This window comes from Clostridium sp. TJA032, assembly GCF_058310275.1.
Window position 1 is genome coordinate 1 of the sequence record NZ_JBZEFB010000007.1, and the last position, 12,535, is coordinate 12,535.

Here is a 12,535-nt window from a genome sequence, read left to right on the forward strand (position 1 = left end):
TGTTACTTTGTAAGTTACCTTGTAAGTTCCAGCCTTATTCATATCTACATTATTGTATATGATGTTTGCTTCTGTTAACTTAATATCCTTATCCTCTTCGTCATAGGCAGTTACTCCCTCTAATGGATTGAAAGATTCTCCTACGGTTAAGACCTTGTCTTCCGCCTTTATAACTGGTACATGATTTATTACTTCTTGCTTTGGATTTACCTTAACAGTTATTGTCTTAGTTGCTGATGCTCCATTACTATCTGTTACTTTGTAAGTTACCTTATAAGTTCCAGCTTTCTCCATGTTAACATCATTAAAGATTATATTTGCCTCTGTTAACTTAATATCCTTATCTTCCTCATCATAAGCAGTTACTCCCTCTAATGGATTGAAAGATTCTCCTACGGTTAAGACCTTGTCTTCCGCCTTTATAACTGGTACATGATTTATTACTTCTTGTTTTGGATTTACTTTAACAGTTATTGTCTTAGTTGTTGATGCACCATCTTTATCTGTTACTTTGTAAGTTACTTCATAAGTACCTGCCTTTTCTGTATTAACAGTATTAGATACTATATTATCTTCACTTAATTTAATTTCCTTATCTTCTTCGTCATAGGCAGTTACTCCCTCTAAAGGGTTAAAGCTATCTCCTACAGTTAATACTTTATTTTCTGCATTTATAACTGGTACATGATTTATCACTTCTTGCTTTGGATTTACCTTAACAGTTATTGTCTTAGTTACTGATGCACCATCTTTATCTGTTACTTTGTAAGTTACTTCATAAGTACCTGCCTTTTCTGTATTAACAGTATTAGATACTATATTATCTTTGTTTAATATAATTTCTTTATCTTCATCATCATAGGCAGTTACTCCTTCTAATGGATTAAAGCTATCTCCTACAGTTAATACTTTATTTTCTGCATTTATAACTGGTACATGATTTACATTTGTTAACTTAGGTAAAACAGTTACTATTCTCTTTTCTGTTACAGTATTATTATCTGAATCTGTAACTGTATATGTTAATTCATATTTGCCAGGGACTTTAGTGTCAACAGTTCCTGTAACTTTTATATCCTTAGTTAAATTTCCATCTTCTTCATCACTTGCAGTAACACCTTTCATAGGATCAAAATATGTATCTTGTTTTATTGATATGTCTTCTACACCTTTAATAACAGGTTTATATTTACGTATTATATCTTGGCAAACTACCCCTGAAAAAACCCCATCATTTCCATTTATTTCAAAACTTTCTTTAAACTCATATTTTCTCATTTCAATTTTGTTTATATTTTCCCATGTTACAGTATTTCCATCTTTATTATATGTACCTTCATTAATACTTGTAGGTTCAACTATCTCATTATTAAATCCTCTAAGTATATTTTCTATAGTTACAGAAGATTCATAAGTTGTTATTTCTGGTAAATGAATTTCTTGATCCTGTGCTGAAACCCATTTTAAACTTTCCAAATCAACAATTGGAGTAAGGTTACTAATTCTATTTTTACCTAAGTATAAACTTTCTAACTTGGAAAGATTAGACAAAGAACTTATATCACTTATTTTATTACCATATACAGACAGATACCTTAGTTCTTTAAGTTTAGAAAAATCTATATTCGTAATATTATTATTAGCTAAATGAATTGTTTCTAATTTCTCTAAATTTTCTATTACTTTTATATTATCTAAGCCTATATTATCTAGGCTTAAAAAACGAAGATTTTTTAAATTAGATAGAACATCTATATCCTTTGTAAGCATACTATCTAAAAGCAAATGTTCAATACTAGGTAAATCTTTTAATATACTTATATCATCTATCTTATTATCAGCTAAATTTAAATTTTTTAAGCTTTTTAAATTTCCTAAACAACTTATATCTGATACATTATTTTTTTTTAAAGATAAATCAACTAAAGTATCAATATTTGCTATTGGTTTTAAATCACTTATTTGATTATTTCTCATTTTTAAAAGTTTTAAATTTTTATAATTAGATATTGGTTTTAAATCACTTATTTCGTTATATTCTAGTTTTAAATCAACTAAATTTTCTAAATTGGCAATAGGCGTTAAATCTTTTATTTTATTATGGTTTAAATGTATTGTTTCTAAATTAATACAATATTGAAGTCCTTCTAAACTTTCAATATCATTATACTCGCCTTCTATTTCTTTTATACTTTCTAACTCAGATTTTGTTATATCAGAATCAACAGGTTTATTTAAAGTTCCATTTAAAGTTTCATTTAAAGTTTCATTTAACAACTTCTTTAAATTCGCATCTGGAATTTCTATTACAGGATTTTCTTTATCTCCACTTTCTAAATTTCCATTTGTATTTTCATTCTTTTTATCATCATATGTTAAGCTAGTATTCTCTTTTTTCGAGTTGACTTCATTAGCATAAACATTTTTCTCACTAACAATTAAACTTGAACTTATTGAAACTACAATTAACAATGTTAATATTTTTTCTTTTTTCATATAATTCCCTCCATTCAAATTAAATATATTCTATCATATAGAAATAAAAAAATGATTATTTAAAAATATTAAATATTTTTAAATAATCATTTTAATAAAACATTAAAATTATTTTTTTCTTTCTTTTATGACATTTTCTAAATCCTTATTACTAAATACCATTCTAACCTCAATTCTTCTATCTTTTTTAGTTTCTTCTATATCATATTCATCATATCCTCTATCTCTTTCTTCCTTAGATTTATAATTTTCAAATTCTGACATACCTGAAGCTTTAAATTTTTCTCCATGAAGATTCTCAAGTTCACTATTTTCAGGCACCATTTCATTTAAAAAACTTATAGCTCTTTTCGTAGATAATTCTCTACCATAAATAGTACCTCCTGCAAAATCTGTATGCCCTACAATTTCTATATAATCTATATTGCTTTTTATCTCTTCATTAGATAATAACTTTAAAAATATGTTTCCAAGTTCAGAAGCTAACTTTTTCCCATCAGATTTTAAAACCGAACTATCACTATCAAAAAAGGTTTCTGTTTTTATATCAAATTTTCCTTCTTCCCTATTAAAATTCATAACTTCTTCATTAACTTCATATTGATTAAGCTCACTTTGTATCTTGTCATAAATATTTTCTCTTTCAATAGCTATATTATCTACAAATATGCTTGAAACTCCTAAGGAAGTTAAAAGTATAAAGAAAAAAACTAAGGTAACTGTTGTCATTATATCTACAAAGGAAGGCCAATAAGAAGGAACTTCCTGTTCTGTTTTATACTTTCTTCTTCTAACCTTCATTTCTAACACCTACCTAGCTCTTTTTTATCTTTCGTAAAATCTGAAGAGGATTTTCCAAGTTCTCTATTTCTATTGCTCAATTCTTCCGTAACTATACTTATTCCTCTTAAAGGTTCATTTAATTTATTAACTATATTTGATGAAAGTTCTTGAGTTTCTCTTTGAATAGCATAATAAATACCATTTGCAACCTCATTTTTCATGTTAGAAACATTATCTGAAAACTTATTTATTCCTCTTTCAAATTTGCTATAACCTTCCTTTAAATTTACTATTTGTCTTGAAATGACTTCATTATTCTTTTGTTGTTCCTCTTTTACATAATTTATTGTATCCTTAAAGGTATTATATCCCCTTCTTAATTCATTACTCTGTGTTTCCAATCTCATACAAAGTTTATTTATGTCTCTCCTATTATCATTTATAGCTTTTGATAAATCTTTCAAGCTTTCCTCAAGTTTATTAGAAGTAGCTAAAAATTTATTATTGCTTAAACTTACTGAATTACAAAAATCTAAACTAAGCTTACTAAACTTTTCTAAATCCTCTCCAAAGCCTTTTATTGGCCCTTTAATTCCCATAACAGAAATTCTAAGATATGATACAATTGTTTCTAAATCACTTATATGTTTATTCATCCCCTTAAAAGTTTCTGTCATATCTATAGTGTTTTTATTTATACTTTCAGCTAAATTATTTATTCCTTTATTAAAAATATTATCTAACTTAAGTGAAAAACTATTTAATGCCTCTCCTAAAAAAGAAGTAATAACTTCTTTATCTGATTCTATATAAATTGAAAATAATACATTATCTAGATAATCTTCAAAAACATCATAAAAATCTTCTTTAGCCCTTTTTAAATTTATATTTAATCCATTTAAGATTACAGAGCCAATAACCCCTAGAATGCTAGTCCAAAAAGCACTAGACATACTGCCTAAAGGCATATTCATACTCTTTGAAAAATCAGCCATGCTTTGAGTTCCTGAAGATAAAACTCCTGTAGTTGTCATAATAGCTACAGTAAGACCTAAAAATGTCCCTATAAGTCCTAAAGCAATAGATATAGAAGGTAAGATATTTGCAATACTTTCTTCTTTTAATATTCTTCTATCTATGTTTTTTTGTATAATAACCTCTGTATTTATATTGTAAGTTCCACTTTTAGCACTTCTTTTAAAATCCTCTGCCATTTTTTTAAGTTCTGAATTTAGAAATTTTAGTTCTTTATCATCCTTATTTTTTAAAGATGGAACCCATTCACTTTCTTTAAAAGCTTTTAAAAGATGTTCATACTTCTTCTTAACCCTAATATTATAGTTAAATCCTACAAATATAAGAAGTAAAATTAAAATTATCCCAACATAACCTAAAATATTTTGCGTTAAAAAAGATTGTAATATATTACTTATAGTATTCATTATAAAAAATCTCCTCCCTACTTATATAATCTTTATAGAATATATGATTTAAAATAGGCATTTATAATGACTTTTCATAATAAATAAATAAAATATCACAATCTACTGTATTTTAAATTTATGTAAAAACTCTATATAAAAAAATAAAGGCTGAAGAAATTCTTCTTCAACCAAATCCAAAATAAATACTACCACGCTATAAGTATTTACTATATGTAGACATTATCATATTCTGGTTAAAAATTCAATAAAATCTACATATTTTTTCTTTATTCTCTATGTTTTAAACACATATTGCATAAATACACAAAAATTTATAGTTGATTATAAATTAAAAGAAAGATATAAAATTCTTTAACTAAATTTCACTAAATTCTTCTTTCCACAATGCTAGTTCCTCTAAATTTTCATCAATTAAAGAATCCTTTATATACTTAACCTTATTTCCTTCAACTTTTCTATACCGTGTTTCACATAACTTAACTAAAAACTTTATTATCCCTTCATAGCATCTTATAAGATTTCCTATTTTATAGCTTCTCTTTTCAATATTACAATCACCATAAATTAATCTGCTACTTTGTATCATAGGAATATAATCTCTAAATCTTTCCTCAACATCTTCTCCTAGATTAGTAGCTGAACATATTAACTTATAAATTTTAATCAACTTTAATTTATCTTCCTTTGCAAGAGAATATATATCCTTCATCTCATCTCTTGCACATTGTATCTCCATAGCTTCTTCATCTAAGTTTTTATTTATTTTATTTATCTTGAAAATCTTAACAAAAGGATTTTTTAAATTTTTTACAATAGACTTTTCATCATAATCTATCAGTAGTAAGTCTTTAATAGGTCGTATATTATAATCCTTTATTATATATTCACTACTGACTTCTTCTCCTAAAGTAGCTTTTATACTTTGTCTCTCTAAAATACTCATATTCTTAGCATATTTAGGTACTAGTGTTTCTAATATATATATTTTTTCTTCATTTATTTTGTTAACTAAGTGCTTTATATCCCTATTTTCATTTTTTAGCTCTTCACAATATTTTTCTTTTTCAAAATAAAATAATTCTTGAAGTTCTAAAGCCCTATTATATGCCTCGTCAAAACCTTTGGTAAACATTTCTCCTCCTGAATAAAAAATTAAAATAATATACGTCCTTATATTTATTATATATCACAAAAGAGAAAGTTCTAAGTACTTATGCAAATTAAAATATAATAAATATCTAATTTCCTTGACTTTAATTATATATTAAAGTATAGTTAAAGAGTAGTAGATAAATTTTAATGACGCGGGATGGAGCAGTCGGTAGCTCGTCGGGCTCATAACCCGAAGGTCGTAGGTTCAAGTCCTGCTCCCGCAACCACAAAGGATTCTTTTAAGAATCCTTTTTTTTATTTAAAAAATAAAATAGTTCTAACAATTTAAATGTTAGAACTATTAAAATAAAATTATTTATCTAAATTTTTTAAATCTCTTCTTATATCTTTCTTTAATTCCTTGTATTGTTTTTTATATTCTATAGCTTCTTTTTTAAGTTCTCTTATCCACTTTTCAGCTATTTGCTCTTCATGAGTTTTAAAATGCTCATATTTTTTATATTTCTTTAAAGCTTCTTTTATTTTTTGATCTAATTCTTTAGTATCTATTAAATCATTTTTTTCAGAACCTGTTAATTCTTCATATTCTCTATAAACCTCATATAAGGCTTTCATAGCTTCTCTTTTAGCTTTATCACCCTTTAAGTTATTTAAAAGTCTTTTTAATATATCTTTATGCTCTCTTAACTCTTCATCTTCTCCTGAATCAGCTAAAGCAAGTAACATTTCTAATTTTTTCTTAGTATATTCTAATGTAACATCCTCTAAACCATCTTCTATTCCATATTGTTTAAGAAATCTTCTAAACTCTTTCATATCTGCTGCATCATTAAATGGTATATATTCTTCTACTTCAACATCAATTATTTCTTTGCTCATTTGTACTACCTCCTAAAGTAAATACAAATACTTAAGTTTCAATGTAGATTTAATCTACACTCAAGCTTTAGTACTTATATAATTATATAAATTATATTAATACTAGAAGCTTTACTTTTAAAGGATTGGAATCACTAGTTGATAATCTAACTAATTTACTTATTAAAAATCTTTAATATTTATATTTTTAACAGATAATTTTAAAAATAAATTAATAAAAAATAATAGTTTTATAACTTTTAAAATTAAGCCCTTAAAAGAATTTTAGAATTTTTATTCTTTGATTTAGTAAATACTAACTTAAGCAATATAGGAGTTAATATAGTGGTTAATACAACTACTATAACAATTGGTGCTAAAAACTCTTGAACCATAAGCCCCATAGCTATTCCTTTATTAGCAACTATAAGTGCAACTTCTCCCCTAGATACCATTCCTACTCCTATCTGAACAGCCTCTCTATTTTCATACTTACACATCTTAGCTCCAAAGGCACAGCCTAAAACCTTAGTTAATATCGCAACTATAAGAAGACATATGGTGAAGATAAATATTGCACTACTCATAGATGTTATCTTAACCTTTATTCCTATACTTGCAAAGAATATAGGTGATAAAAGCATATATGACAAGGTTTCAAACCTTGAAGTTAAATAAGTACTTCTTTCTGAATCAGAAAGTACAAGACCTGCTATAAAGGCTCCTGTTATATCTGCAACTCCAAAAAATTCTTCCGCTGAAAATGAAAGTAAAAGACAAAAAACAAAGGCTAAAATTACAAATCTTCTTAAATCTTTTTTATATCTTGCATCTAATTTTGCAAAGGCCCAATGGAATAAATATCCTAAAACAAATGATAAAACAAAGAATGAAATTATTTTAAATAAGACTAAAGCTATATTAATACTAGGGTCAGCTAAACTAGTTGTTATAGTAAGTGCTATAATACCTAAAATATCATCAATAATAGCTGCACCTAAAATAGCATTTCCTGCCCTTGTGTTTAACTTTCCCATTTCCTTTAAGGTTTCAACAGTAATACTTACTGATGTAGCAGTTAATATAATTCCTATAAATACATTCTTTAAAACAGTATTAAAGTCTCCTCCCTTATTAAATAAAGTAGCAACTATAAATCCTCCTAAAAGAGGAATTAAAACTCCAAAAATAGCAATTATAAATGATGCTTTTCCTGTCTTTTTTAATTGCTTTATATCTGTTTCTAATCCTGCTGTAAACATAAGTATAATAACTCCAAGTTCTGCAAGATTCTGAATAAATTCAGTTTCTGATAAAACATTTAAAAAAGCAGGCCCTAGTATAACCCCAGCTAAAAGAGCCCCAACAACTTGAGGCATTTTGATTTTTTTAGTTATTAAGCCAAATAGCTTTGTACTAATAAGAATAAGTGCTAAATCAAATAGAAATTCATAAGATAGCATTCTAACACCCCCTAATTTTCATACATTAATTTACATTATAGTTTTATTTTGTAATATTTTCAATTACCTTTAAAAATTATTTTTTTTATTTTATAGAAGAACGTAAAATTTTAAATATGAAAATTAAAGATTTATAGGTATTAATAAGTCTTAATTTATTTATATTATTAATAGTGAATAATTTTTGTTTATTTTATGAACAAAATTATTAAATTACTCTTTAAGAATAAATTTAATATAGTACAATTAATAAGTAATCTTTTTGTACTAAGATTAAAATTACTGGTAAATTCTAATAAGGGGGGAATAACAGTTATGAAAATTTTAGTTGTAGATGATGAAATAAGTATTTTACAGCTTATAAAAATGAACTTAGAAATAGAAGGTCATATCCCTATAACAGCTGAAAATGCTTTAGATGCCTTAGAATTAGTTATAAAGGAAAAGCCAGATATAATTATTTTAGATGCTATGTTACCAGATATAAGTGGCTTTAACCTAATACCTAAAATTAAAAACATAGATGATATACCTATAATAATGCTAACTGCAAAAAGTGATATAAATGACAAGCTTTTAGGTCTTCAGTTAGGTGCAGATGACTATATAACAAAACCATTTAATAGTACAGAACTACTTCTTAGAATAAATATAGTAAAAAAACATATTTCAAATAATTCTAAGAAAAAAGTAAAGGATTTAAAAGTTGGAGATTTAACTCTTTTGCTAGAAGAAAGAAAAGCGCTTGTTAAATCAGATTATATAGATTTAACCTTTAAAGAATTTGAAGTTTTAAGATGCCTTTGTAAAAATAAAAATAAAGTCTTTTCAAGAGAAGAACTTTTAAATAAAGTTTGGGGATATGATTTTGAAGGAACAACTAGAGCAGTTGATATTTTAATACAAAGACTTAGAAAAAAATTAGGCCCATGCCAAAACTACATAAAAACCTTATATAAGGCTGGTTATAAACTAGATGAAAAATAAAATAATTAAAATAAATTTAAAACAAAAAATTATTATTACTAATCTTGTAATATTAACTCCTATAATAATTTTTATATTTATAATAACTTATAACGCTTTAAATAAAAACTTAATAAATAACTCTATTGAATACTTGCTTGATAAAAGTAGAACCACAGAATCATATATTATAAATCTTTTATCCTCAAATGAAAATGAAGATAAAGAGGATATATTAAGGGATAATGCACCCTTTATAGCTTCTACTCTTAGTGAAAAATATAATGTAAGGATACAAATACTTAGTAACTCTGCTCAAATAATATATGATTCTTCTTCAGATGAAGTTTCACTATTTGGTAATGATATAAACGAAGCCTTAGAAGGTAATAGAGCTTATATTTTAGAAAAAATAGATAACATACCAACACTCTTTTTATCAAGTCCAATAAGTTATAAAGGAAAAAATTATGGTGCAATTAGACTTATTTTAATAAATACAGAGTCCTATGAAATTTTAAAAAACACATTAACAATCTTTTTTGTAAGTGGATTAATAGCCTTATTAATTGCTATATTTTTAATAAACACTTTTGCTAAGGAGCTAGTAAGCCCCTTAGTTATATTAAAACAAAAATCTAAAAATATATCTGAAGGAAATTTTAAGGAACAACTTCATATTACAAGTGGAGATGAAGTGGAAGATTTAGCAAATACTTTTAATATAATGAGTGAAAATTTAGATAAATATATAAATGAAATTAAATCTGCTAAACTTCATCAAAAAAAATTTTTTGATAATGTATCTCATGAATTTAAAACTCCACTTACTGCCATAATAGGTTTTTCAGAAATAATTCCTAAATTAGATGATAAGGAAAAGATAATTCAAAGTTCAAATATTATAGAAAAAGAGGGAAAAAGACTTTTAAATTTAGTTGAAGAAATATTACTTTTAGCTAAGAGCAATAAAAATACCTTTGAAATAGAATATACCTATATAGATGTAAAATCTTTAATAGAGGATTGTCTTAAAATATTAAAGATAAAACTTGAAAACTATGATATTAAAGTTATAAAAAATTATGAATCCTTCTTTATTTATGGAGACTATAATAAAACAAAACAAGTTTTTATAAATCTTATTGATAATGCTATAAAATATAGTGGTTGCGAAACTCTTAAAATATATTCCTTAAGATTTAAAGATAAAATGGAGATTATTATAGAGGATGATGGAACTGGTTTTATAATTAAAGATGAATATACAAATCCTAAAGGAAATGGTTTAGGTTTAAAAATCTGCAAAGATATTATGGAAAGTCAAGGTTATGGATTTTTTATAGAAAGCACTTTAGATATAGGAACTAAAGTAACTCTTTCTTTTTACCTAAAAAATACTATTCCTAAGGAGATGTAACTTAATGAGTAAAAACTTTAAAAATATACTAGCTATATATCTATCTCTCATAATCATAATTCTTGTAAGTTATACTTATTATTCAAGTAATCTTTATAACTCTTTAACTATCGTTAAAAGTTCTCATGAAAACAAGGGAGATTTAGATATAAAAATTCCAGATAGAATTATTCTATCTAGTCCTTACCTAGGAAGTACTGTTATATATAACAAATCAAAACTTAATGAACTTATTAAGTATTTCAATAAAATATGCTCAAAAAACTCATCAAAGGAAGAAACTCTTCCTCTTGAAAATACCCTATTTATATCAGGAGAAATACATTACTTAAATGGAGAAAAAACACCTTTTGAAATTTCAAATAGCTTAAAATTAAATGGAGAAATTTATTCTAACAACTCCTCTTTAATAAATATGCTTAGAAACAATTTAAAAGAGGCCTTTTATACCTTAAACAACCTAGAATATATATTATCAAGTTCTGAAAATCTAATAACTTATAAAGAAGATAATTTAACAAAAAGCCTTTCAAAAGAATCTAAAACACTTCTTCTAGAAGATTTTAAAAATTTAAGACTTATGAAAGATAATAAAGATTTTTTAAAAACTGATTTAAGCGAAATGCCAAAGCATCATTTAACTTTATATAGATATGCTAAAGAAGGAAAACTATCTAACAATACCTTCTATATTGATGTTTATAATGACTATGTAATAATACAGTATCTTGGTGATGAAAATGGTAAAAATATTTATTTAAAGGGGAATTTAAATGAAGAAATTTTTGAATAAAAAAATCACCTTAATATTAATATTAGTAATATTACTTTTAATTGCAAAACTACATATTATAAAAAAAGAAAAAGCTTTAAGTACAGCTAATATGAATCATATAGTTGTTTACGGTTCATTAAGAGAAGAGGAAGGTAAATACCTTCTTGAAAAATTCAAAAGTGAATATGACTGTACATATGAATACATAAAACTTCCTACAGAGGAGGCAGTTCAAAGAATACTAGATACAAAAGATAACCCTCAAGGAGATATTTTTATAGGTGGAAGTTGTGACAGTTATGAAATATTAAAAAAATATAATGCCCTAGAAGAATATAATTCTCCTTGGTCTAATAACATTCCCTCTAAGTATAAAGATTTAAGAGGATATTGGACTGGATTTCAAATAACACCTTTATCTATAGGAATAAATAAATCTCTTTGGAATGAATACTTTGATTCTTCTACTCCTTACCCTGAAAAAATAGAGGACTTACTAAAAGAAGAATTTAAAGGAAAAATAATTCTTCCAAACCCTCAAACCTCTGGTACTGGTTATACCTTAATGGCTTCCCTTTATCAAAGCTTAGGTGAAGAAAAATTTAAAGATTTTATATATAATTTAAACAAAAATGTATCTTCTTCAACAATAAGTGGCTTTAATTCAATTCAGAGAGTTTCATCAGGAGAATATTTACTTACCATAAATTTTTTAAGCGACCAATTAATAGCTAATAAATCTTCTGATAATATTATTAGCATTGTCCCTGAAAATGCTGGTTGGAATATAGATTCCATAGCCTTAATAAAAAACTCAAAACATGAAAAAATAGCTAAAAATTTTATAGACTTCGTCCTTTCTAAAGAAACTTCAAAGGATTTATCAAAATTTTCAAAGGCTATTTCAACTAAAAATTTTGATACTTCTCAATTTAAAATATATGACAAATATAGCTTTTATTTAGCTGCTGAAGATAGAGAAAAGATAATGAAAATACTATGCAAAAATAAGTATTAATAACACTTAAACCAATTAATTAACAAATTTCATTTAATTACAAATAAACCTTTTCTAAGTTATACTCTAAATCTCTTAAATGTTACATTTATGAAACATTTAAGAGATTTTATTGTTTAATTCTTATTTTATTATTAATAAGTAAATTGTTTTTTGAAAACATTAACAGGTATAACATACAACTAGGAGGATTATAGA

10 protein-coding genes and 1 tRNA gene are annotated in these 12,535 nt (G+C 25.3%); 5 read left to right on the forward strand and 6 right to left on the reverse strand.

Going from position 1 to position 12,535, the window contains the following annotated elements; genetic code table 11:
- From AC4FRL_RS11190 to AC4FRL_RS11205, 4 genes are all read right to left on the reverse strand, one after another.
- A partial coding sequence (locus AC4FRL_RS11190) for an immunoglobulin-like domain-containing protein (protein ID WP_491140324.1) occupies positions 1 to 2,496 on the reverse strand: 2,496 nt, incomplete at its 3' end.
- A 108-nt stretch (positions 2,497 to 2,604) separates the two neighbouring features.
- Positions 2,605 to 3,297 carry an OmpA/MotB family protein gene (locus AC4FRL_RS11195; RefSeq protein WP_491140325.1) on the reverse strand — a complete coding sequence of 231 codons (693 nt, stop codon included), beginning with the start codon at positions 3,295 to 3,297 and terminating at the stop codon, positions 2,605 to 2,607.
- 2 nt (positions 3,298 to 3,299) lie between these two features.
- Entirely contained in the window at positions 3,300 to 4,721 is a 1,422-nt protein-coding gene (locus AC4FRL_RS11200) for a synaptonemal complex protein 1 (RefSeq protein WP_491140327.1), read from the reverse strand.
- 358 nt (positions 4,722 to 5,079) lie between these two features.
- Positions 5,080 to 5,856 carry a hypothetical protein gene (locus AC4FRL_RS11205; RefSeq protein WP_491140328.1) on the reverse strand — a complete coding sequence of 259 codons (777 nt, stop codon included), beginning with the start codon at positions 5,854 to 5,856 and terminating at the stop codon, positions 5,080 to 5,082.
- Positions 5,857 to 6,027: 171 nt separating this feature from the next.
- Between AC4FRL_RS11205 and AC4FRL_RS11210 the strand changes: the two genes are divergently transcribed.
- Positions 6,028 to 6,103 (forward strand) — tRNA-Met (locus tag AC4FRL_RS11210).
- Between the two features lie 85 nt (positions 6,104 to 6,188).
- Here AC4FRL_RS11210 and AC4FRL_RS11215 read toward each other — a convergent pair.
- Entirely contained in the window at positions 6,189 to 6,716 is a 528-nt protein-coding gene (locus AC4FRL_RS11215; protein ID WP_491140330.1) for a hypothetical protein, read from the reverse strand.
- Positions 6,717 to 6,961: 245 nt separating this feature from the next.
- Complete coding sequence (locus tag AC4FRL_RS11220; RefSeq protein WP_491140331.1) at positions 6,962 to 8,158, reverse strand: cation:proton antiporter; 1,197 nt, start codon at positions 8,156 to 8,158, stop codon at positions 6,962 to 6,964.
- A gap of 315 nt (positions 8,159 to 8,473) precedes the next feature.
- Here AC4FRL_RS11220 and AC4FRL_RS11225 point away from each other — a divergent pair, with 315 nt between their 5' ends.
- From AC4FRL_RS11225 to AC4FRL_RS11240, 4 genes are read left to right on the forward strand one after another with little or no spacing between them, the layout of a single operon-like run.
- Positions 8,474 to 9,145 carry a response regulator transcription factor gene (locus tag AC4FRL_RS11225; RefSeq protein ID WP_491140332.1) on the forward strand — a complete coding sequence of 224 codons (672 nt, stop codon included), beginning with the start codon at positions 8,474 to 8,476 and terminating at the stop codon, positions 9,143 to 9,145.
- A complete protein-coding gene (locus AC4FRL_RS11230) occupies positions 9,135 to 10,544 on the forward strand; it encodes a sensor histidine kinase (RefSeq protein WP_491140333.1) in 1,410 nt (469 codons plus the stop codon). Before AC4FRL_RS11225 ends, AC4FRL_RS11230 begins: the two co-directional genes overlap by 11 nt.
- Positions 10,545 to 10,548: 4 nt before the next feature.
- The gene (locus AC4FRL_RS11235; RefSeq protein WP_491140334.1) at positions 10,549 to 11,337 is read left to right on the forward strand and encodes a DUF3919 family protein; all 789 of its coding nucleotides are present in this window, start codon (positions 10,549 to 10,551) and stop codon (positions 11,335 to 11,337) included.
- Positions 11,318 to 12,337 (forward strand): ABC transporter substrate-binding protein, encoded by a 1,020-nt coding sequence (locus AC4FRL_RS11240; RefSeq protein WP_491140335.1) that lies wholly within the window; start codon positions 11,318 to 11,320, stop codon positions 12,335 to 12,337. Before AC4FRL_RS11235 ends, AC4FRL_RS11240 begins: the two co-directional genes overlap by 20 nt.
- Positions 12,338 to 12,535: the final 198 nt, after the last annotated feature.

What these genes read in the sequence shown, in the direction of transcription:
- AC4FRL_RS11195 (WP_491140325.1), bottom strand. Translation starts at nt 3,297, where the DNA reads ATGAAGGTTAGAAGAAGAAAGTATAAAACAGAACAGGAAGTTCCTTCT.
- AC4FRL_RS11200 (WP_491140327.1), bottom strand. Translation starts at nt 4,721, where the DNA reads ATGAATACTATAAGTAATATATTACAATCTTTTTTAACGCAAAATATT.
- AC4FRL_RS11205 (WP_491140328.1), bottom strand. Translation starts at nt 5,856, where the DNA reads ATGTTTACCAAAGGTTTTGACGAGGCATATAATAGGGCTTTAGAACTT.
- AC4FRL_RS11215 (WP_491140330.1), bottom strand. Translation starts at nt 6,716, where the DNA reads ATGAGCAAAGAAATAATTGATGTTGAAGTAGAAGAATATATACCATTT.
- AC4FRL_RS11220 (WP_491140331.1), bottom strand. Translation starts at nt 8,158, where the DNA reads ATGCTATCTTATGAATTTCTATTTGATTTAGCACTTATTCTTATTAGT.
- AC4FRL_RS11225 (WP_491140332.1), top strand. Translation starts at nt 8,474, where the DNA reads ATGAAAATTTTAGTTGTAGATGATGAAATAAGTATTTTACAGCTTATA.
- AC4FRL_RS11230 (WP_491140333.1), top strand. Translation starts at nt 9,135, where the DNA reads ATGAAAAATAAAATAATTAAAATAAATTTAAAACAAAAAATTATTATT.
- AC4FRL_RS11235 (WP_491140334.1), top strand. Translation starts at nt 10,549, where the DNA reads ATGAGTAAAAACTTTAAAAATATACTAGCTATATATCTATCTCTCATA.
- AC4FRL_RS11240 (WP_491140335.1), top strand. Translation starts at nt 11,318, where the DNA reads ATGAAGAAATTTTTGAATAAAAAAATCACCTTAATATTAATATTAGTA.